We start from the raw sequence: 20,361 nt of genomic DNA, 5'->3' as shown, positions 1-20,361 counted from the left end.
TTCTTATCGCGCTTTGGGCTCGCACCCGACGCGCACGCAGCCTCGATCAAAAACCTTTAAACAAACGCTTTCGCTCGAAACCGCGCACGAAAACGCGCGCCAGTGGCGCGCGCAGGAACACTTAACGACGAATGTTGTGCTTCTCGAGCAGCGCCTTGTAACGCGCCTCGTCCCTCTTCTTGAGGTAGTCGAGCAGCGAGCGGCGGGTCGAAACCAGCTTCAAGAGGCCGCGACGCGAATGGTTGTCCTTCACGTGGGTCTTGAAATGGTTGGTGAGGTTGTTGATGCGTTCCGACAGGATCGCGACCTGAACCTCCGGCGAGCCGGTGTCGCCGGCCTTGTTGGCATTCGTCTTGATGACTTCCGCTTTGCGTTCTGCGGCAATCGACATCGTCAATTTCTCTCGTTGCGACCGGTGCTGGCAGTCAGACCGGTCAGGTTGAACACACGCTTGGGGATGATTTCGCCGTTGCCGACTTCAGCAAGCGCCAATAGACGGCCTGCCACCGTGACATAGACTGTGCCGCTACTAGTGGGCGCATCCCGTCCGCGCAATAAAACGGCCTGGCCCCGATGGAGCCTTGCCGCATCAGCCCGAGTGACGGCCAGTGCCGGGATGTCGTCCAGCGCGGTCTCAACGGGCATAAGCGCGTCGGCGAGGCTGCCCTCGCCGGACGCGGCTCTATCGCATAAAGCCTCCAACTGATCCAGCGGAATCATGTCGTTCTCGTCAAATGGGCCGACCAGGGTCCGCCGCAGCGCGCAGATATGGCCGTAAGTGCCGAGAATCCGGCCCATATCGCGGGCCAGCGCCCGGACATAGGTACCCTTGCCGCACTCCGCCTCGAACACCGCCCGGTCGTTATCCGGTTGATCCACAAGGGTTAAATGGTGAATCTCGACCGGACGGGGGGCCAGTTCCACGACCTCGCCGTCGCGGGCGAGGTCGTAGGCGCGCTCGCCCTGGACCTTGATCGCGGAATAGCGCGGCGGGATCTGCTCGATCACCCCGGTGAAGCGGGGCAGCAGGGCCAGGATGGCCTCCCGGGTCGGGCGCTGGTCGGAGGTCGCGGTGACCCGGCCCTCGATATCATCGGTGTCGCGCTCCTCGCCCCAGCACACGGTGAACTGGTAGCGCTTGCGGCCGTCCATCACGAAGGGAACCGTCTTGGTGGCCTCGCCGAGCGCGATCGGCAGGCCGCCGGAGGCGAGCGGGTCGAGCGTGCCGGCGTGTCCCGCGCGCTTGGCGTTGAACAGGCGCTTGAGCACGGCGACGGCTTGCGTCGAGGTCATGCCGATCGGCTTGTCGAGCACGACCCAGCCATGGACGTCGCGGCGGTCGCGGCGCGGCTGGTTGCCCTTCTGCTTGTTGGCGCGGGGATCGTTGTTGACGCGGCGCGGCTCCTGATGCGGCTGGGGATCGCCGCCGAGATCCGCAAAATTATTTTTCTGCACGTCGCGCTGATCGGTCTCTTCGCCGCCGATCGTGCCGTGAGCCGGGTCCATCGTCATCACTCTTCTTCCCGATCCGAATCCGGATCCTGTTCCAGGTCCTTCTGCACCGCAGGTGTTCGCAAAAGCTTCTCGATCCGTTCCGCTTCGTCGAATCGTTCGTCGACGCGGAAGCGAAGATCAGGTGCAAATTTCAGGTTAACGCGATGCGCGACTTCGCCGCGCAGAAACTTCTTGTTGCGCTCGAGCGCAGCGATGACGACCTCGGTGTCGCGGCCACCGAGCGGCATCACATAGACTGTCGCGAGCTTCAGGTCGGGCGACATCCGCACCTCCGGCACGGTGATGATGTGACCTTCGAGGTCATCATCATGCACATTGCCTTGCGCCAGAATCTCGGCCATCGCGTGGCGAACCTGCTCGCCGACACGCAACTGGCGTTGCGAGCCGCCCGGCGCGGAACTTTTCTTCTGATGGTGGCGGGGCATGGTTGAAAATCACCTCGTCGTGCCCGCGTTTGGGACACGAGCATTGTCATTTGTCCTGTTGAAACGAATGCGGTGCGATGGCCGGAATAAATCCGGCCATCGCACTCCCGCAATTTCAGCTCAAAAAGATCCGGGCGCTTCGGTAAGATTTGGACTTACAGGGAGCGCTGGATCGTCTCCACGCGATAACACTCGATCACGTCACCGGCACGCATGTCGTGATAGTTCTCGAAGGCCATGCCGCATTCCTGACCGGACTGCACTTCCTTCACTTCGTCCTTGAAGCGCTTCAGCGTCGACAGCTTGCCTTCGTGCACGACGACGTTGTCGCGGATCAGGCGCACATTGGCGCCGCGTTCCACGGTGCCGTCGGTGACGCGGCAGCCGGCGACCTTGCCGACCTTGGAGATGTTGAAGATCTCCAGGATCGCGGCATTGCCCAGCATGGTTTCGCGCAGGGTCGGCGCGAGCAGGCCGCTCATCGCCTTCTTCACGTCGTCCACGAGGTCGTAGATGATGTTGTAGTAGCGGATCTCGATGCCGTTGCGCTTGGCGGCCGCAGCCGCCTCCTTGTTGGCACGAACCGAGAAGCCGATGATCGCGGCGTTGAAGCCTTCCGCGAGCGTCACGTCCGATTCCGAGATGCCGCCGACGCCGGCATGCAGGATGCGGGCTGCGACTTCGTCGGTGCCGAGCTTCTCCAGCGAGCCGAGGATCGCTTCCAGCGAGCCTTGCACGTCGGCCTTGATGATCAGCGGGAATTCCTTGCGGCCCGCCGTCTTCAATTGCGACATCATCTGCTCGAGCGAGCCGCGCATGCCGGAGATCGAGGCAGCCGCGTTCTCGCGCTTCTGGTGCGCGCGGTAGCTGGTGACCTGGCGGGCGCGGGCTTCGTTCTCGACCACCGCGAGACGATCGCCGGCCTCCGGCGGACCGTTGAAGCCGAGCACCTCGACCGGCACCGAAGGACCTGCCTCCTGCACCGTCTCGCCCTGATCCGAGATCAGCGCGCGGACGCGGCCCATCTCGGCGCCGGCGACGATGATGTCGCCGACACGGAGCGTGCCGCGCTGGACCAGCACGGTCGCCACCGGGCCACGGCCGCGATCGAGCTTGGCTTCGATCACGGTGCCTTCGGCCGGGCGATCCGAATTGGTCTTGAGGTCGAGGATGTCGGCCTGGAGCGCGATCATCTCGAGCAGCTTGTCGAGATTGGTCTTGTTCTTGGCGGACACTTCGACGTCGACGACTTCGCCGCCGAAAGATTCCACCTGCACCTCGTGCTGGAGCAGCTCGGTGCGCACGCGCTCGGGCTTCGCATCGGGCTTGTCGATCTTGTTGATGGCAACGATGATCGGCACCCGCGCCGCCTTGGCGTGGTTGATGGCTTCGATCGTCTGCGGCATGACGCCGTCATCGGCAGCAACCACCAGCACGACGATGTCGGTCACCTTGGCGCCGCGGGCGCGCATCGCGGTGAACGCGGCGTGGCCGGGCGTGTCGATGAAGGTGATCTTCTTGCCGCTTTCGGGCGACAGCACCTGATAGGCGCCGATATGCTGGGTGATGCCGCCGGCCTCGCCGGAGACGACGTTGGCATGGCGGAGCGCGTCGAGCAGCGAGGTCTTGCCGTGGTCGACGTGACCCATCACGGTCACCACCGGCGAACGCGTCTCGGTGTCGGTGGAATCGTCGACCTGGTCGAACAGACCCTCTTCGACGTCCGACGCGGCAACGCGCTTGACGGTGTGACCCAGTTCTTCCGCGATCAGCTGCGCGGTGTCGGCGTCGATCACGTCGGTGATCTTGTGCATCGCGCCCTGCTTCATCAGCATGCGGATGACGTCGACCGCGCGCTCGGCCATGCGGTTGGCGAGCTCCTGGATCGTGATCGCTTCCGGAATGACCACCTCGCGGATGAGCTTTTCCTTCGGCTCGTTCGCGGCATGGCCCTTCAGGCGCTGGGTCCGGCGGCGGAACGAGGCAATCGAGCGCTCGCGCACGTCGTCGGCATTGAATGCGGTCACGACGGTCAGGCGGCCGCGCTCCTTCTGCGGGCCGGGCTTGTGGGTGGGCTTGGGGGCTACCACGGGACGCGCGGCGCCGCCGGGACCGCGACGGATCTGACGCGGACCATCGTCCTCGTCCGGTCCGGCCGCGACCGCGGGAGCGCGACCCAACGGGCCGCCTCCCGGCCTCGCGGTGGTCGTTCCAGGGCGCGCGGTCGTTGTTCCCGGGCGTGCTGTGGTCGTGGTGGTGCCGGGGCGCGCTGCGGGCGCGCCAGGACGCGGCGCGGGAGCGGCCGGGGCGGCAGTTGCAGGGCGCGCGGCTGACGCGGGCTGCTCGCCTTCGCCAAAACGCTTCTTGGCCTCGGTTTCGGCCTTGCGCTTGGCTTCCTCTTCGTGACGGTGGCGCTCTTCCTCGGCCTTGCGGCGAGATTCGGCGGCCTCGCGGTCGGCGCGCTCGGCGGCTTCGCGGACAGCGCGGCGCTGGGCCTCTTCCTCGGCATGGCGGCGTTCTTCGACTTCGCGCACCTTGGCATCGGCCAGCGCACTGGCGCGGGCGGAACGTTCGTCCTCAGTCAGCGTGCGCAGCACCACGCCGGAGCCGGCATTGCGCGGCGGCGGCGCCGGGCGTGAAGGGGTGGGCGCAGGTGCAGCTGGCGCCGGCTTTGCAACAACGGTGGGTGCCTGCGGCTCAGGGCTGCCGTCGATACGGCGCTTGCCGCGCTTCTCGACCACGACCTGCTTGCTGCGGCCATGGCTGAAGCTCTGGCGCACAGTGCCCGTTTCGACGCGCGGCTTGAGCGATAGCGTCTTGCTCGGAACGCTCAGCTTCTTGTCGTCAGGGGTCTTGGTATCAACCATTCAGCAGTCCTAATCCTGATTTATCAGTGTTGTGCGTTGCCGCACCGTCCTATCGGGTGGTCGTTGTCTCTCAGAAATCCTGGCCGGGCTTTTCAGCAGTCTTGTCAGCGTCCGCCATCCGGTATCGGACCAGCATCTGGCTACGTGACAGGAATGACTTGCTCGCCGGGCCCGCGAGCAGGGCAGCATGTATCACATTTGACCGGGTAAGTGCCAAATCCAATTCTATCGATTTCAGCGCAGTGACGACGGGAATCTGCGGCTTGGCACCGCGATTTCCGTCATTTTGACGTGCCAGCATGTCCAATTTGCGGATTCCGTCCGCGGCCCCGTCGCTGGCATGGATCAGGACCTCGGCCGTGCCTTCCCGCAGGGCGCTTTCGACCTTGCCGAAGCCAGCCACAATCTGGCCCGCCTTGGCGGCAATCCCAAGGGCTTCCGTCACACTCCGAACCAGGAGCGCCTCGATGTCGGCGGGAAGCGTCTGGGGAGTGCGCAGCTCGCGCTTGAAGGCCTTGCTAAATTGGTGACGCCGCACGGCTTCCGCAACCACCTCGCGCGAGGCGGTGACCCACATGCCGCGTCCGGGCAGCTTGCGCTTGAGATCGGGAACTATGTCGCCTTGCGGCGAAATGACGAAGCGGATCAGCTCGTCGATCGGCCGGACCTCGCGACTGACCGCGCACATCCGCATGGTCGCGGACCTTTCGGTCCGCGGTCCATGGTCGAGATCGTGGTCGGTATCTGCGAGCATCCGGGCGACATTCTCCTTCGTCCTTAAGCCGGCTGATCTTCGGTCGCCTCGGCCTCCTCGGCCGGCTTGGCGAGATCGGCTTCGGTGATCCAGCCGGCCTTGACGCGGGCCTGCATGATCATGGCTTCGGCATCGTCACGGGAGATCTCGATACCGTCGAGCGCACCCGGATATTTGGTCTGCTCGCCGCCTTCCTTGCGCTCGGTCCAGCCGACCAGATCGTCGGTGGCGCAGCCGGCGAGATCCTCGACCGTCTTGATGTCGTTCTCGCCGAACTTGACCAGCATCTTGGAGGTGACGCCGGGCACGTCCTTGACGGCGTCCTCGACACCGAGCTCCTTGCGCTTGGCCTCGATCTCGGCCTCCTGCTGCTCGAGATATTCGCGGGCACGGTTCTGGAGCTCCTGCGCGGTCTCCTCGTCGAAGCCTTCGATGCCGGCGAGTTCCTTCAGGTCCACCATCGCGAGTTCCTCGACCGAGGTGAAGCCTTCGGACGCCAGCAATTGGCCGACCACTTCGTCGACATTGAGCGATTCCATGAAGACGCGGGTGGAGTTCTCGAAGTCGGCCTGGCGGCGCTCCGATTCCTCCTGCTCGGTCAGGATGTCGATGTCCCAGCCGGTGAGCTGCGAGGCCAGACGCACGTTCTGGCCGCGGCGGCCGATCGCCAGCGAGAGCTGGTTGTTGGTGTCGGGTACGACGACCTCGATGCGCTCGCGGTCTTCGTCGATGACGACCTTGGAGACTTCGGCCGGCGCCAGCGCGTTGACCACGAAGGTCGCGATGTCGGGCGACCACGGAATGATGTCGATCTTCTCGCCCTGCAGCTCGTTCACCACCGCCTGCACGCGCGAGCCGCGCATACCGACACAGGCGCCGACCGGATCGACCGAGGAATCGCGGGAAATCACGCCGATTTTCGCGCGCGAGCCGGGATCGCGGGCCACCGCCTTGATCTCGACGATGCCGTCATAGATTTCCGGCACTTCCTGCGCGAACAGCTTCGCCATGAATTGCGGATGAGTGCGGGAGAGGAAGATCTGCGGGCCGCGGGTCTCGCGGCGGACGTCGAAGATGTAGGCGCGGACGCGGTCGCCGTTGCGGAACACTTCGCGCGGCAGCATCTCGTCGCGGCGGATGATGGCTTCACCGCGGCCGAGGTCGACGATCACGCTGCCATATTCGACGCGCTTGACGACGCCGTTGACGATGTCGCCGATGCGGTCCTTGAATTCCTGATATTGCCGGTCGCGCTCGGCCTCGCGCACCTTCTGCACGATCACCTGCTTGGCCGATTGCGCGGCGATGCGGCCATATTCCAGCGGCGGCAGCGTATCGGCGATGGTGTCACCGACCTGGGCGCCGGGATTGGCGCGCTGGGCATCCACCAGCGAGATCTGGTTGGAATGATTTTCGACCTTCTCGACCACCAGCATGTGGCGCGACAGCCGCAGCTCGCCCTTCTTCGGGTCGATCTCGGCATGAACGTCAGTCTCGCTGCCGTAACGTGCCCGTGCCGCCTTGGCGATGGCGTCTTCCATCGCCGCGATGACGATGCCGCGGTCGATCGATTTCTCGCGCGCAACGGCATCGGCGATCTGGAGCAATTCAAGTCGATTGGCGCTGACTGCCATGGCTAGTCTCCTTCGTCAGGCTCGATCTCGCCCCGTCGCGCGCGTTCGGCGGCCAGGCGGTGCTTCTTCGTATTGGTCGGTGCCGGCTTCTTTTTTTGCGGCTTGGTGTTCTTGGTGATCTTCGCACTGATTTCCGCGTGCGGTGCAGCCGGCGGCTCGATGCCGAGATCGCGGCGCATCTGGCGCTCCTCGGCCTTGCCGCGGCGCATAGATTCCGCGATCAGCTCATCGGTCAGCACCAGACGTGCCTCGCCGATATCTTCCATCGTCAGGAGAACGTCGGCAGCGTCGGCCGCCTTGGCGTCGTCGCGGTGCAGATGCACGCGGTCGCCCTCGACGGTACCAAGCACGCCACGGAACCGCTTCCGCCCCTCATGGGCGACCGCCATGTCGATCTTCACCAGATGGCCGGAATAGCGTTCGAAATCCGACCGGCGCACCAGCGGGCGGTCGATCCCCGGCGAGGAGATTTCCAGCCGGTAAGCGCGATCGATGGGGTCGGCGACATCGAGCACCGGCGACAGCGCCCGCGAGATCGCCTCGCAATCCTCGAGCTGCATCGAGCCGTCCGGCCGCTCGGCCATGATCTGCACGGTGCAGCCGGCCTCGCCGGAAATGCGGATCCGCACCAGGCGGTAGCCCATGCCCTCGAGCACCGGACCTGCGACCGCGGACACACGTGCCGCCACGCCCGGCTCGACCACGAGCCTCGGCTCGCCCAGCAACTCGGCATCCGTGGAACCAGTGTTCGGTTCGGTCATATCAGGGGTCAAGGCGCTCGATGGTTAAGGCTTGGTTAAAGACTTGAACAGGTTCGGTTGCAGAGCCTGTTTCGGAACCCTTTATCCCGGCAGCTCGCCGGGCCGCATATCTTCCACCAAGCCGCGTTCAGGTAATAAAAAAGAGCGGGTCCTTTCGGGCCCACTCTCACTACGCGGATCGTATGAGAAGATGAATTGGCGCTGATATAGCCCTTTCCGTCCTCCCGGACAAGGCCCATCGCGGGAAAGACGAGGCTTTTTGCGCCCGGCCTGTGGCCCCCCGCGCAACGCTTCCTTCATCTAGGAGGCCTAAATTCCCTGATTGTGGGGCGGCTTGGACCAAGGGCGCACCCGCGGCGTGCCCTGTACGAGTTGCGTTTTCATGACCGCTGCCACGTCGCTCATTCCCGGACTGGACGATATCGTCAAACGCGGCGACCCCCGGCGTCGCGGCGAGATCGCGCGCGCCATCGCCCAGCTGTTCTTCCAGGACGCCGAGAAGCTCCGTCCCGATCTCGTCGATCTCTTCGACAATCTGTTGATCGACCTCGTTCCGCATGCCGAGCTTACCTCGCGGGTTGACCTCGCCGAGCGCTTCTCGCGCCTGAACAATGCGCCGCCGCATCTGGTGAGCCAGCTCGCGCGCGAAAACGAGATCATGGTGGCGGGCCCGGTGTTGCGCCGCTCGCCGGTGCTCGACGACGCCGCTCTCGTCGAGATCGCGCGGCTGAAGGGCCAGGGCCATCTGCTGGCGATGACCGAGCGCCCCGCGCTGTCGGTTGCCGTCACCGACGTGCTGGTCGAGCGCGGCGATCGTGACGTGGTGCGTCGCGCCGCGGGCAATGCCGGCGCGGTGTTCTCGCAAGGCAGCTATTCCGAGCTGATCAAGCGTGCGTCGCAGGACGGCGTGCTGACGCTCAGGATCGGCCAGCGCAACGATCTCTCGGGCGAGCACCTGAAACAGCTGCTCGACGGCACGCTCGACGTCATCCGCCGCCGCCTCTCGAGCGTGGTCAATCCCGTGCGCCAGGTCGAGATCAAGCACGCCATGGCGGCGATCGAGGAGGCCGCGCTGCCGCCGGGGCCGCGCCGCGATTTCTCGGCTGCACAGCGCACGGTGCTGACCTTGCATCGCGAGGGTCATCTCGGCGAGAGCGCACTGCTCGGCTTCGCCAAGGCGCTCAAATACGAGGAATCGATCGCCTCGCTTGCGGCGATGTCCGGCGTCCGCCTCTCGATCCTCGATCGCCTGGTCGCGGGCGACCGCTACGATCCGATCCTGATCCTGGGTCGCATGCTCAATCTCGGCTGGCCCACGGTGCGCGCGCTGATCCTGATGTGGTACGGCCCGCATCGCACGCCGGCCGATGCCGATCTCGAGCAGGCGCGCGTGAACTTCACGCGCCTGATGCCGTCAACGGCCGAGCGCGTCGTGAAATTCTGGCGCAACCGGCAGACGATCTAGCGCCGCCTGAACCGCAGATACGTCGTCTTGCGCCCTTCGCGCGTGGCCTTCCGGCCGTAGCGCGTCATGGTGTAGCCGTCCCATGGCCGACGGAAATCGTCGGCGCATTCGGCGAGCCACTGAAAATCCGTCGATCGCGCCAGATGCATCAGCGTCCACGCGCAATAATCGTCGATATCGCACACGAAACGGAATTCGCCGCCCGCCCTCAGCACGCGTGCCATCGCGGCGATGGTCCGGTCCTGGACGAAGCGCCGCTTCCAGTGCCGCCGCTTCGGCCAGGGATCGGGATGGATCAGGTCGATCCGCGACAGCGATGCCGGCGGCAGCCAGGCCAGGAGCTCGGTGGCATCGCCCGCGAACAGGCGGATGTTGCCGATGTTGGCGGCCTCGATCTGTGCGAGGATTTTTGCCATGCCGTTGACATAGGGCTCGCAGCCGATGAAGCCGGTCGTGGCGAAGTTCTGGGCCTCGGCCGCAAGATGCTCGCCGCCGCCGAAGCCGATCTCGAGCCGCACATCGTCGGCCGCGTGATCGAAGATATCGTTGGCGTTCGCCGGCTTCTCACCCTCGATGTCGAGCGAAAGATGCGGCAGCAGATGATCGATCAGCTCGGCCTGGTGCTGCCTGAGCTTGTGGCCCTTGCGGCGCCCGAAGAAGGCGCGCTCGCTGTCATCGCGATCGGGATCTGATTTTCGTTCGCTCATCGCAGCGTCTGGTACAGGCGATGGAGCAGCCGCGCGCGGGGTTCGAGCGACGAGACGTAGATCTGCTCATAATGGGTGTGTGCGCCCTTGCCGTCGACGCCGAGTCCGTCGAGCGTTGCGGTGTGCGCGGCGGTGAAATTGCCATCCGAGCCGCCGCCGGTGTGGGTGTCGATCAACTCGAAGCCGATCTCGGTGGCAAGCGACTTCGCATGCTCGTACAGCGAGGCGCCTGCGTTGCTCTTCTCGTAGGGTGGACGGTTGAGCCCGCCCGTGACCTTGACCGTGACGCCATCCGTCTTCGACGTCAGCCCGAGGATCTTGCCGACGAACTCTTCCGCGTCGGCAAAGCTCGGCACGCGCAGGTCGACTTCGGCATAGGCCTCTTCCGGCGTGACGTTGGGGCGCGTGCCGCCGCGCGCCACGCCGACATTCACCGTAACGCCGCGTGCCAGATCATTCATCGCTTCCAGCGCCAGGATGACGTTGGCAAGCTCGCGGATCGCGCTGCGGCCATCCTGGGGCCGCGTGCCGGCATGTGCGGGTACACCCTTGATGAAGACTTCGAATCGTCCGACGCCCTTGCGCCCGGTGACGATCTTGCCGCCGTCGCGCGCGGGCTCAGTCACCAGCACGTATTTGGCCTTGCGCCCTTCCGCCTCGATCAGCTTGCGCGAGGTCGGGCTGCCGATCTCCTCGTCGGAGGTGAACAAATGGGTGATGCCGAGCGGCGAGCGATCGCCGGCGGCGCAGAGCGCGCGAAAGGCGTGATGGGCGATATAGGCGCCGCCCTTCATGTCGTAGATGCCGGGACCGAACGCGCTGTCGCCTTCGACCTTGAACGGCAGGCGCTCGATGAATCCCCTGGGATGAACGGTATCGAGGTGGCTCAGCACCAAAATGCCCGGCCGGTCCTGGCCCCAGGTCGAGCGTGCAACGAGATGATCGCCGCAACCATCGACGCCGGCGACGCGCTCGAGCGTAACCGGCAGATCGCGGTATTGCTCCGCGACCACGGAGATCAGCTTGTTGACCTGTTCAGGTGTGTCCGTCGGCGTCTCGATCTCCACCCAGCGGCGGATGCCATCGAGAATAGTTTGTGAATCGAACCAATTGGACTTGGTCATGAACGCATCTGTGCCTTTGAACCGCATCATCTGATAGCACGCGCATCAGGGCGCGGCCGCAAATGACGACATAGGCCAGATTTGGCGCAGTCTCAAATCGGATTGAGCCGTCGCGTCACCGTTTGTCGGGACCTTCGCGGGCGGCGATCTGCTCGACGAGATCGACGATCGAGCGGCGCATCTTCGAATCAGTGATTCGGGTGAACGCCTTGGTCAAGGCGAGACCTTCGGAGGTCGCGAGGAAGTCCGAGACATAGGAAGGCGAGGCGCCTTCGGCGAAGCCATCCGGGCCGGCCACGCCGCTCGGCCCGCCCTCGAACAGGAACGACACCGGCACCTGCAGAATCTCGGCGATCTGCTGGATGCGGCTCGCGCCGACGCGATTCGTGCCCTTCTCGTACTTCTGGATCTGCTGGAAAGTCAGGCCCAAAGCTTCACCGAGCTTTTCCTGGCTCATGCCCAACATGATGCGGCGCATACGCACGCGGCTGCCGACATATTTGTCAACAGGGTTGGGCGCTTTCGACATTTCCTCAGCCTCCAAACATCACCTTCGGCGCAATCACAAGAATGCCTCCGGTGCCAGCATCGTCAAAATCAAACCCTGTTATTGGGAAACATTGCGGAGAAATTTAGCAACGCCCACTGTCTTTCGCAGCAGGTGCAGAATGAGGAACCCCTGTGCAGTCTGTCAACCGTGGGACTACGGTTGTCAAAGGATTCCGGGCGCGGCGGCGGCGAGAGCGTGATCAGGGGTGCCGTTTGGCAACACGTCGGCGGACCGCCAGAATCACGGCCAGCGCAACGAGCATGGCTGCGGGCACGTCGCCCACCCGCGCATAGACGGTCGGCGGAATTGCGGCGGGCAGGTTTGCATCCAAAATGCCTTCGACGCCGAGGCCGAGGCTGGCAACGGTTCGTCCCACCGGATCGATCACCGCTGACACGCCGGTATTGGCGGACCGGACCAGCGGCAATCCGAGCTCGATCGCACGCATCCGGGCCTGCTCGAGATGCTGATAGGGGCCGGTCGACATGCCGAACCAGCCGTCATTGGTGAGGTTCACGATCCAGCCCGGACGCTCGTTGCGGGCGGCGACCTCGCCTGGAAAAATTGCTTCGTAGCAGATCAGCGGCAGCGCGGGCGGCGCGCCGGGCACCGCTAGCGCATGTCGCACGCTGCCGGGAATGAAGCCGCCGCGCACGCGCGTGAGTTGCTCGAAGCCGAGCTTCTCCATCAGGTCCTGGTAGGGCAGGAATTCGCCGAACGGCACGAGGTGCAGCTTGTCGTAGACCGAGAGCACGCTGCCGTCGTGATCGATCACGTAGATCGAGTTGTAGGCGCGCGTGATCGGCGTGCCCCGCGGCAGGTCGGGGGCGCGGACCGAGCCTGTGATCAGCACCGTGCCCTTCGGCAGCAGCTCGGCGATCTCAGCCATCGCGTCGGCTTCGCGGGTCAGGAAGAACGGAAAGGCGGATTCCGGCCAGATCAGGATGGTGGCATCGCGCACGCCGGTCGATTGCGGCCCCGAGGCGCGGTCCGACAGCGCCAGATATTTCTTCATCACCTCCGCCTTGGCGGCGTAGTTGAATTTCGCGTCCTGCTGGAGGTCCGGCTGCATCAGGCGCAGCTTCACACCCGCGACCATCGTGGTCGGATGCAGCGACAGGCGGATCGCGCCGAAGATGCTCATGACAACCAGAAGCGCAATCGCAGCGGCCGGCGCGCGCCATGCCGGGCGGCGATCGGGCGTGCGGTCGATCAGCGCCGCCGGGCTTGCGAAGATCGCAACGCTAAGGAACGTCATGCCCCACAGGCCGATCAGCGACGCTGTCTGCGCCAGCGGCAGCGGCTCGGACAGGGCATAGCCGAACGCGTTCCAGGGGAAGCCGGTCAATGCGTGACCGCGCAGCCATTCGGCGATGGTGAGGCTTGCGGCGAGCGCGAGGATGCGCGTCGCATCCTTGGTCCAGAGCAGGCGGGCCAGCGCGAATCCGATCGCGGTGAAGATGGAGAGATAGGCCGGCAGGCCAAGCACGGCGAACGGCGTCAGCCAAGCGAACACATCGGCGTCGACGAAGAAGGCGTAGCCGATCCAGTAGAGGCCGGGGACGAAATAGCCGAGCCCGAACCAATAGCCCGTCAGAGCCGCGGCGGGGACGCCGCGATATCGTCCGGCGCCCGCACCATCGATCAGCCAGACCAGCACCGGGAAGGTAATGAACAGCACCGGAAAGACATTGAACGGCGCCAGCGCCAGCACCGACAGCGCGCCGCACCCCATCGCGACGAGCGCGCGCTTCCATCCCCAGGTGAGGATGATGGCAAGCGCAATCTGCCGAAGCCGCTGGAACGAAGTCACTGCGGACCGGTCCCGTCGCTTGGCGGCGGGACGGGCGTGTCGCTGGAAGGCGGTTGACCGCTCTCCGGCGTGGCCTCGCGGCGGCGGCTCTCGCGCTGGGTACGCGGCGCGGGACGCTCCTTCCGCGTCGAGATGCGCAACCGCTTGACGCGGCGCGGATCGGCATCGAGCACCTCGATCTCGTAATGGCCGGGGCCGGAGATCACCTCGCCGCGCACCGGCAGGCGCCCGACGAAGCTGACCAGATAGCCGCCGAGCGTCTCGACTTCCTCGCCGGCCTCGCCGGTGACGAAATCCTCGCCGATCACCGTGCGGACGTCGTCGAGGCTGGCGCGGGCGTCTGCAATGAAGGCGTTGTCGGGCAGCCGCACGATCGAGGGCGGCTCGTCGCTGTCATGCTCGTCGTCGATCTCGCCGACGATCTGCTCGACGATGTCCTCGAGCGAAACCAGTCCGTCGCTGCCGCCATATTCGTCGACCACCAGCGCCAGATGGATGCGCGTGGCCTGCATTTGCGCCAGCAGGTCGATCGCGCGCATCGACGGCGGCACGTAGAGCAGCTTGCGGATGATGCGCGCATCCTGCAGCGGTAGCGCCAGGTCGACCGTACGCAGGTCGAGGCCGGCCGGCAGCGGCTTCTTGCGCTTGGTTTTCGTGGCCTCGGACACCCGTGCGCGCGCGGTCATGAAGGCGAGCAGATCGCGGATGTGGACGATGCCGACGGGGTCATCCAGCGTCTCGTTGTAGACGACGAGGCGCGAATGGCCGGCGCCCTCGAAGCGGTCCATCAACTCGCCGAGCGGGATGTCGCGCTTCACCGCGATGATGTCGGCACGATGCACCATGACGTCGGCGATGCGGCGCTCGTGCAGACCGAGGATGTTGCGCAACATGGTGCGCTCGACGGTCGAGAAGCCGGTGTCGTCAGGCGTCGTGGCATCGAGCACGACCTGGAGATCGTCGCGCACCGATCCCGCCTTCCAGCCGAACAGGGTGCGAATGGCACGCAGCAGCCAGCCTTCCGCGGTCGGCCGCATCACCTCGCCTGATGTCACCACGACCGGCAAATTGGCGGTATTGCGCGGATTGTCGTGAATAGGGTCGGAATCGGGCATCTCAATGCGTCCCCGGGCGGTCTGCATAGGGATCGGGTATGCCGAGATGAGACAGGATCTCTCGTTCGAGCGCTTCCATCTCCTCCGCGTCGCCATCGTTCTCGTGGTCGTAGCCGATCAGGTGCAGGAAACCATGCACGGCGAGATGGCTCAAATGATGATCGAACGGCTTCTGTTCCTCGTCCGCCTCGCGCCGCATGGTCTCGTAGGCGATCGCGATGTCGCCGAGCATGCGCGGCGCATCGCCTTCCTTCCACTCGCCCTCCGGCTGGAGCGCGGGGAACGACAGCACGTTGGTCGGCTTGTCGATGCCGCGCCAGTTGCTGTTGAGCGTGCGGATGCCGGCATCATCGGTCAGCATCACGGCCACTTCGGCGTCGGCAACGTCCTCGTCGACACTCTCGGCGGCGGCTGCCACCGCACGCTGGATCACCGTTTCGGAATCGGGCTCGCGCTGCCAGCAATCGGCAACGACGAGGACCTCGGTCATGGGAAGGTTTGGATGTGACATCTTGTTTGTTCGGAACCAAAGGACGCCCTGTCCGCGCCCATATGGTCCGGCTGTTGTCTCGTCAGGATTTACCGGCGGCCGGCCGTTGCGGCTGCCCTTCATAGGCAGAGACGATTCGTGCCACGAGCTCGTGGCGGATCACGTCCTCGGCTTTGAAATGAACTTGTGCAATGCCTTCGACGCCGCTCAACAGGCGCGTTGCCTCGGCGAGGCCCGAGGTCTGGCCGTTCGGCAGGTCGATCTGCGAGGGATCGCCCGTCACGATCATGCGGCTGTTCTCGCCGAGACGGGTCAAGAACATCTTCATCTGCATCGACGTGGTGTTCTGCGCCTCGTCCAGGATGATGGCAGCGTTGGTCAGCGTGCGGCCGCGCATGAAGGCGAGCGGCGCGATCTCGATCTCGCCGGTCTGGAGCGCCCGCTCGACGATGCGCGCGTCCATGAGGTCGTAAAGCGCGTCGTAGATCGGACGGAGATACGGATCGACCTTCTCGCGGAGATCGCCGGGCAAAAAGCCGAGCCGCTCGCCGGCCTCGACCGCCGGACGCGACAGGATGATCTTGTCGACTTCCTTGCGCTCGAACAGCTGCGCGGCATGCGCGACCGCGAGCCAGGTCTTGCCGGTGCCGGCGGGGCCGATGCCGAACACCAGCTCGTGGCGCTTCAGCGCGCGGATGTAGGAATCCTGCGCGGCGGTGCGCGCGCGCACCGGGCGCTTGCGCAAATTGATGCTGTCGAAGGTGGATTTGGCCGATTTGGCGTCGAATTCGAACAGCGAGCCCTGTGCGATCACGGCGCGGATCGCGCCTTCGACTTCGCCCTGGTCGAGATCCTGCCCCTTCACGGCCTGCGCGTAGAGTGCCTCCAGCACGCGGCGCGCGGCGTCGCAGCCGTCGCGCGTGCCGCCGATGGTGATGTGGTTGCCCTTGGAGTCGACCACCACGCCGAGCCGCCGCTCGATCTGAGCGAGATGCTGGCCGTAGGGGCCGACCAGCGCGGAAGCGGCGCGGTTGTCGTCGAAGTCGATGACGACCTGGGTCTCGGGCGGAACTTGCATGTCGCGGTCAAATTTGCGGCTGGGAGCGAGCGAAGACGAATCCGATGCGCTTTTTGGCAAGGGTTCAGGCTCCAATGGCTTGCGATAAAGCGGGCTCGCGCGGGTTACGCGGCGTCACGAGCTCACCGAGGAAACTATAGCGTTCGAGGCTGTCGATCCGGACCGGCAGGATTTGTCCGATGATGTCGGGCGAGGCCATCACATGCGCAGGCTGGAGGAAGGCGGTGCGGCCGACGATCTGGCCCTCCTTGCGGGCCGGACGCTCGAACAGCACATCGACCGTTGAGCCAATCGCGGCCTTGTTGAAGGCCGATTGCTGGCTGTCGATCAGTTCCTGGAGCCGCTCCAATCGCTGGTCCATCTCGGCGGGGGACACCGTCTCCTGCATATCCGCGGCCGGCGTTCCCGGCCGGGCGGAGTATTTGAACGAATATGCCGCAGCGTAGCCGATTTGCGTGACAAGCGCGAGGGTGGCGAGAAAATCTTGCTCGCTTTCGCCGGGGAAGCCCACGATAAAATCTGATGAAAAAGCAATATCTTGGCGCGCGGACCGGAAACGGTCGATGACATCGAGATAATCATCGGCGGTATGTTTCCGGTTCATGGCGGCGAGAATCCGGTCCGAACCCGACTGCACCGGCAGGTGCACGAACGGCATCAGCTCACCGAGATCGCGATGGGCTGCAATCAAACTGTCATCGACATCGCGGGGATGGCTGGTCGAATAGCGCAGCCGCGCGATGCCCGGAATCTTCGCCAGATGTTCGAGCAACCGGCCGAGCGGCCAGCTTGTCCCGTCCGGTCCCTCGCCGTGATAGGCGTTGACGTTCTGCCCGATCAGCGTGAGCTCGCGCACGCCGTTGTCGGCGAGCCGCTTCACGTCGTCGACGATCTTCGCCACGGGACGCGAGACTTCGGCGCCGCGCGTATAGGGCACCACGCAGAAGGTGCAGAACTTGTCGCAGCCTTCCTGCACCGTGACGAAAGCGGAAACGCCGCGCGCACGGATCGCGTCGGGTTTGGGCTGGGCCAGGAAGCCGAACTTGTCGGCTGCGGGAAATTCGGTCTCGATCGCACGACCTTCGTCGCGCGCGCGCTTCAAAAGCTCCGGAAGGTGATGATAGCTCTGCGGGCCGACCACGACGTCAACCACCGGCGCGCGGCGCGTGATCTCCCCACCCTCGGCCTGCGCCACGCAGCCCGCCACCGCGATCTGCATCGCCCGGCCCCCGCGCGCGGCCTCGTCCTTGGCGACCCGCAGCCGGCCAAGCTCGGAATAGACCTTTTCGGAGGCCTTCTCGCGGATATGGCAGGTGTTGAGGATGACGAGGTCGGCATCCTCCGCGTTGGCCGTCTCCACGAATCCTTCAGGAGCCAGCGTGTCCACCATGCGCTGGGCATCGTAGACGTTCATCTGACAGCCATATGATTTGATGTGCAGCTTGCGCGGCGGCGTCATGGAACCCGGAATTGAGGTGGAGGACGCCCCTCAGATATAGGCTAGAGGGGCGAAAATCCAGCGATTGGGGGCCCCAAACGGTATTCCGGGGCGCCCAGAAGGCGGGTGAACCCGGAATTTCAGCAAAACCTCGGGATTCGACCCTTCACGCGCACCGTTCGTGCCCCGGATGATGCCAATTGGTCGGAATCAGCCCGCCGGGGCGTCCGCCTCGACCCGCCGGACCAGCTCCGGCAATTGCCGCATATCGTCGAACGTCAGGCCGGCGCCGGCGGCTCGCAGCCTTTCGGCGTGACCCGGCGGGCAGTGGCTGCCGCCATGAAACCCCAGCACGGCCATCCCGGCGGCGTGTGCGCCGGTTACGCCGGGGACGCTGTCCTCGATCACCAGGCATCGTTCCGGTGCGACCTTCATCTGCGCGGCGGCAAAGAGGAACAGGTCGGGTGCGGGCTTGCCGCGTGCGACCTGGCTTGCGGAAAAGATGTTCGGGGCGAGCAGGTCGTAGAGTCCGGCGCAGGTCAGGCCGTGATGGATCTTTTCCGGCGTGCCGCTCGATGCGACGCATTTGGGCAAATCGATCGCGCCAATCGCTGCCGCGACATGGGTGATCGGCTGGAGATCGCTGGCGTAGAATTGCAGCGTGGCTGCACTCACCTGGCTCTCGAGATCGTCGGGAAGACTGCGGCCGATCTCCTGCTCGACCATCCGCCGCGCGTCTTTCTCGGAGACGCCGAGGAAGCGCACCAACACCTGCTCCGACGTGATCGGATAACCGTGCCGCGTGAGCACGTCGGCATGCGCGCGACAGGAAATGACCTCGCTGTCCACGAGCACGCCGTCGCAATCGAAGATGATGAGATCGATGGACACTAGATCAAGACGTCGGCTTGTCGTCGTCGAGCGGAACGCAATAGAGCTCGAGCCGATGATCGACCAGCTTGTAGCCGAGCTTGCGGGCAATCTCCGCCTGCAGCTTCTCGATCTCTTCGGAGGTGAACTCGATCACCTTGCCGTCGCGCAGATTGATGAGGTGGTCGTGATGGCTGTCGCGCATCGTCTCGTAGCGCGCGCGGCCCTCGCGGAAATCATGGCGCTCGATGATGCCGGCATCCTCGAACAGCTTGACGGTGCGATACACGGTCGAGATCGAGATCTTGTCGTCGACGGCGACGCAGCGCCGGTACAGTTCCTCGACGTCGGGGTGGTCGACCGATTCCGCCAGCACGCGGGCGATGACGCGGCGCTGCTCGGTCATGCGCATGCCGGTGGCGGCGCAGCGTGCCTCGATGCCGGTCGCCTTGGAGGCGGAGGAAGGTTTAAGTCCAGTCATAGGGTGTCTGCCTGACGGGGCGCTTTCTGCCATCAATGTTACGACAAGTCACGTCGCATCAGAAGTGCGTTCAATTGTTCCCCGTTGGGCTGCTTATAGTAGCGTTCGCGGCGCCCGACCACCATGAATCCGGCCCGATCGTAGAGCCGCCGCGCCGGCTGGTTATTTTCTTCGACTTCGAGAAATATTGTGCGCACGCCGCGCCCCGCGAGGTGGCCGAGATGCGTCATCAGCAGTGTGTGGGAAAGGCCACGGCCGCGGTGAGCCTGGTCGACCGCGATAGAGAGGATTTCCGCTTCGTCCGCGCCGATCCGCGAGACCGCGAATCCGATGGTCTTGCGGCCGAGCCGCAACCGGTGCACGAGCGTGTTGCGCTCGCCGATCATGCCTTCGAACTCGCTTTCGCCCCAGCCGCGGGCAAAGGATTGTCCGTGCAGTTGCGCCAGCCGCGCGGCGTCGCGCGTGGAGGCCGGCTCGACGGCGGCCGTGCCGCCGCGCCACCATTCCGAAAACCATCTCATCATGAGGTTGCGGCTTGTGCGGCGAGGTGTGGCTGTGCGGCCGGCTTTGCGTCGGGCGCCTTCAGATAGAACGGCCGCGCCGGCGTGGTTTCGGGATTGGCCGCGGCGCCGAGCCAGGCGACCCAGCCGATGTCGGGCGCGGGCTGGGCGTCGACCGCAACGGGTTGCGGACCGTCCTTCGGCCAGCGATCGGCGAGGATCTTTGCGGCATTGCCGACCAGATGCGGCGCACCGAATTGCGAGGCCGCGATCGCCGCGTCAATGGGAGCGACGCTCGGCCGCACCAGCTGGCTGCCGTCGCCGGCCACGATTTGGAAGTAGACGTGATCGTGCCGCGCGTCGATTGCCGAGATCACCGGCGCCGTTCCGCTCTGGCCGACGACGGTGGCGGCATAGGCCGAAAGCGTCGTCAGCCCGACGGCGGGCCGCTTCGCCGCAAGCGCGAGGCCGCGCGCCGCCGAAATGCCGACCCTCAGGCCCGTGAAGCTTCCGGGGCCGACGGTGACGGCGATGCGGTCGAGCGAGGTGAAGGCAAGATCGGCCGATTGCATCACGCGCGCGATCATCGGCATCAGCGCTTCGGCGTGGCCGCGCTTCATCAGAAGCGATTCCTGCGCAAGCAGCTGGCCGGCGTCGGTGTCGAGAACGGCGGCCGCGCACGCCTCCAGCGCGGTATCAATGGCAAGGATCAGCATGGAAAAGCGAATGGCGAGTGGCGAATAGCGAACACTCTAGCCGATCGGAATGCCATTC

The 20,361-nt window shown here is 65.0% G+C and carries 20 protein-coding genes; 1 reads left to right on the top strand and 19 read right to left on the bottom strand.

What is annotated here, in order from left to right; all coding sequences use genetic code 11:
• Positions 1–121: 121 nt before the first annotated feature.
• The 7 genes from rpsO to rimP form a co-directional block, all read right to left on the bottom strand.
• Positions 122–391: a 30S ribosomal protein S15 gene (gene rpsO, locus OWC48_RS20670; RefSeq protein WP_008131787.1), complete on the bottom strand. Its 270-nt coding sequence runs from the start codon at positions 389–391 to the stop codon at positions 122–124.
• A 2-nt stretch (positions 392–393) separates the two neighbouring features.
• Positions 394–1,512: a tRNA pseudouridine(55) synthase TruB gene (gene truB / locus OWC48_RS20665; protein WP_282521618.1), complete on the bottom strand. Its 1,119-nt coding sequence runs from the start codon at positions 1,510–1,512 to the stop codon at positions 394–396.
• Positions 1,512–1,940, bottom strand: coding sequence for a 30S ribosome-binding factor RbfA (gene rbfA, locus OWC48_RS20660; protein ID WP_014490965.1), 429 nt, complete (start codon positions 1,938–1,940; stop codon positions 1,512–1,514). Before rbfA ends, truB begins: the two co-directional genes overlap by 1 nt.
• A gap of 155 nt (positions 1,941–2,095) precedes the next feature.
• Positions 2,096–4,807 carry a translation initiation factor IF-2 gene (infB, locus tag OWC48_RS20655; RefSeq protein WP_282521617.1) on the bottom strand — a complete coding sequence of 904 codons (2,712 nt, stop codon included), beginning with the start codon at positions 4,805–4,807 and terminating at the stop codon, positions 2,096–2,098.
• 70 nt (positions 4,808–4,877) lie between these two features.
• Positions 4,878–5,561, bottom strand: coding sequence for an RNA-binding protein (locus OWC48_RS20650; RefSeq protein ID WP_282521616.1), 684 nt, complete (start codon positions 5,559–5,561; stop codon positions 4,878–4,880).
• Between the two features lie 23 nt (positions 5,562–5,584).
• The gene (nusA, locus tag OWC48_RS20645; protein WP_085405048.1) at positions 5,585–7,195 is read right to left on the bottom strand and encodes a transcription termination factor NusA; all 1,611 of its coding nucleotides are present in this window, start codon (positions 7,193–7,195) and stop codon (positions 5,585–5,587) included.
• A 2-nt stretch (positions 7,196–7,197) separates the two neighbouring features.
• Positions 7,198–7,956 (bottom strand): ribosome maturation factor RimP, encoded by a 759-nt coding sequence (gene rimP / locus OWC48_RS20640; RefSeq protein WP_282521615.1) that lies wholly within the window; start codon positions 7,954–7,956, stop codon positions 7,198–7,200.
• Positions 7,957–8,338: 382 nt separating this feature from the next.
• Here rimP and OWC48_RS20635 point away from each other — a divergent pair, with 382 nt between their 5' ends.
• Positions 8,339–9,421, top strand: coding sequence for a DUF2336 domain-containing protein (locus OWC48_RS20635; RefSeq protein ID WP_282521614.1), 1,083 nt, complete (start codon positions 8,339–8,341; stop codon positions 9,419–9,421).
• On the opposite strand, the gene trmB is transcribed toward OWC48_RS20635, so the two are convergent.
• The 12 genes from trmB to tsaB form a co-directional block, all read right to left on the bottom strand.
• Entirely contained in the window at positions 9,418–10,128 is a 711-nt protein-coding gene (gene trmB / locus OWC48_RS20630) for a tRNA (guanosine(46)-N7)-methyltransferase TrmB (protein ID WP_282521613.1), read from the bottom strand. The two genes, OWC48_RS20635 and trmB, sit on opposite strands and share 4 nt — an antisense overlap.
• Complete coding sequence (locus tag OWC48_RS20625) at positions 10,125–11,282, bottom strand: M20 family metallopeptidase (protein WP_282521612.1); 1,158 nt, start codon at positions 11,280–11,282, stop codon at positions 10,125–10,127. The genes trmB and OWC48_RS20625 overlap by 4 nt, the downstream gene beginning before the upstream one ends.
• Positions 11,283–11,367: 85 nt before the next feature.
• Positions 11,368–11,781, bottom strand: a complete 414-nt coding sequence (locus tag OWC48_RS20620) for a helix-turn-helix domain-containing protein (protein ID WP_008131807.1) — start codon at positions 11,779–11,781, stop codon at positions 11,368–11,370.
• 220 nt (positions 11,782–12,001) lie between these two features.
• Positions 12,002–13,615, bottom strand: a complete 1,614-nt coding sequence (lnt, locus tag OWC48_RS20615; RefSeq protein ID WP_282521611.1) for an apolipoprotein N-acyltransferase — start codon at positions 13,613–13,615, stop codon at positions 12,002–12,004.
• Positions 13,612–14,730 (bottom strand): hemolysin family protein, encoded by a 1,119-nt coding sequence (locus tag OWC48_RS20610; RefSeq protein ID WP_282521610.1) that lies wholly within the window; start codon positions 14,728–14,730, stop codon positions 13,612–13,614. The genes lnt and OWC48_RS20610 overlap by 4 nt, the downstream gene beginning before the upstream one ends.
• A 1-nt stretch (position 14,731) precedes the next feature.
• A complete protein-coding gene (gene ybeY, locus OWC48_RS20605; RefSeq protein ID WP_404979803.1) occupies positions 14,732–15,220 on the bottom strand; it encodes an rRNA maturation RNase YbeY in 489 nt (162 codons plus the stop codon).
• 82 nt (positions 15,221–15,302) lie between these two features.
• A complete protein-coding gene (locus OWC48_RS20600) occupies positions 15,303–16,298 on the bottom strand; it encodes a PhoH family protein (RefSeq protein WP_282521608.1) in 996 nt (331 codons plus the stop codon).
• Between the two features lie 64 nt (positions 16,299–16,362).
• A complete protein-coding gene (gene miaB, locus OWC48_RS20595) occupies positions 16,363–17,757 on the bottom strand; it encodes a tRNA (N6-isopentenyl adenosine(37)-C2)-methylthiotransferase MiaB (protein WP_282521607.1) in 1,395 nt (464 codons plus the stop codon).
• Between the two features lie 189 nt (positions 17,758–17,946).
• A complete protein-coding gene (locus tag OWC48_RS20590; RefSeq protein ID WP_282521606.1) occupies positions 17,947–18,627 on the bottom strand; it encodes an HAD family hydrolase in 681 nt (226 codons plus the stop codon).
• A 4-nt stretch (positions 18,628–18,631) separates the two neighbouring features.
• Positions 18,632–19,087, bottom strand: coding sequence for a Fur family transcriptional regulator (locus tag OWC48_RS20585; protein WP_028150589.1), 456 nt, complete (start codon positions 19,085–19,087; stop codon positions 18,632–18,634).
• Positions 19,088–19,125: 38 nt separating this feature from the next.
• Positions 19,126–19,611: a ribosomal protein S18-alanine N-acetyltransferase gene (rimI, locus tag OWC48_RS20580; RefSeq protein ID WP_282521605.1), complete on the bottom strand. Its 486-nt coding sequence runs from the start codon at positions 19,609–19,611 to the stop codon at positions 19,126–19,128.
• Positions 19,608–20,303: a tRNA (adenosine(37)-N6)-threonylcarbamoyltransferase complex dimerization subunit type 1 TsaB gene (tsaB, locus tag OWC48_RS20575; protein WP_282521604.1), complete on the bottom strand. Its 696-nt coding sequence runs from the start codon at positions 20,301–20,303 to the stop codon at positions 19,608–19,610. The genes rimI and tsaB overlap by 4 nt, the downstream gene beginning before the upstream one ends.
• Between the last annotated feature and the right edge of the window lie 58 nt (positions 20,304–20,361).

It is taken from the genome of Bradyrhizobium sp. Arg816 (genome assembly GCF_029989365.1).
GTDB lineage: Bacteria > Pseudomonadota > Alphaproteobacteria > Rhizobiales > Xanthobacteraceae > Bradyrhizobium.
Note: the sequence above shows the minus strand (reverse complement) of the source record. Positions and strands in the feature narration are given on the sequence as shown.

Bases quoted from the DNA above. Each gene is read 5' to 3' on its own strand.
- rimP (WP_282521615.1), bottom strand. From the start codon at position 7,956: ATGACCGAACCGAACACTGGTTCCACGGATGCCGAGTTGCTGGGCGAG.
- infB (WP_282521617.1), bottom strand. From the start codon at position 4,807: ATGGTTGATACCAAGACCCCTGACGACAAGAAGCTGAGCGTTCCGAGC.
- rbfA (WP_014490965.1), bottom strand. From the start codon at position 1,940: ATGCCCCGCCACCATCAGAAGAAAAGTTCCGCGCCGGGCGGCTCGCAA.
- OWC48_RS20625 (WP_282521612.1), bottom strand. From the start codon at position 11,282: ATGATGCGGTTCAAAGGCACAGATGCGTTCATGACCAAGTCCAATTGG.
- trmB (WP_282521613.1), bottom strand. From the start codon at position 10,128: ATGAGCGAACGAAAATCAGATCCCGATCGCGATGACAGCGAGCGCGCC.
- OWC48_RS20600 (WP_282521608.1), bottom strand. From the start codon at position 16,298: ATGCAAGTTCCGCCCGAGACCCAGGTCGTCATCGACTTCGACGACAAC.
- OWC48_RS20635 (WP_282521614.1), top strand. From the start codon at position 8,339: ATGACCGCTGCCACGTCGCTCATTCCCGGACTGGACGATATCGTCAAA.
- rimI (WP_282521605.1), bottom strand. From the start codon at position 19,611: ATGATGAGATGGTTTTCGGAATGGTGGCGCGGCGGCACGGCCGCCGTC.
- OWC48_RS20610 (WP_282521610.1), bottom strand. From the start codon at position 14,730: ATGCCCGATTCCGACCCTATTCACGACAATCCGCGCAATACCGCCAAT.
- rpsO (WP_008131787.1), bottom strand. From the start codon at position 391: ATGTCGATTGCCGCAGAACGCAAAGCGGAAGTCATCAAGACGAATGCC.
- nusA (WP_085405048.1), bottom strand. From the start codon at position 7,195: ATGGCAGTCAGCGCCAATCGACTTGAATTGCTCCAGATCGCCGATGCC.
- OWC48_RS20620 (WP_008131807.1), bottom strand. From the start codon at position 11,781: ATGTCGAAAGCGCCCAACCCTGTTGACAAATATGTCGGCAGCCGCGTG.
- miaB (WP_282521607.1), bottom strand. From the start codon at position 17,757: ATGACGCCGCCGCGCAAGCTGCACATCAAATCATATGGCTGTCAGATG.
- OWC48_RS20585 (WP_028150589.1), bottom strand. From the start codon at position 19,087: ATGACTGGACTTAAACCTTCCTCCGCCTCCAAGGCGACCGGCATCGAG.
- ybeY (WP_404979803.1), bottom strand. From the start codon at position 15,220: ATGACCGAGGTCCTCGTCGTTGCCGATTGCTGGCAGCGCGAGCCCGAT.
- OWC48_RS20650 (WP_282521616.1), bottom strand. From the start codon at position 5,561: ATGCTCGCAGATACCGACCACGATCTCGACCATGGACCGCGGACCGAA.
- tsaB (WP_282521604.1), bottom strand. From the start codon at position 20,303: ATGCTGATCCTTGCCATTGATACCGCGCTGGAGGCGTGCGCGGCCGCC.
- truB (WP_282521618.1), bottom strand. From the start codon at position 1,512: ATGACGATGGACCCGGCTCACGGCACGATCGGCGGCGAAGAGACCGAT.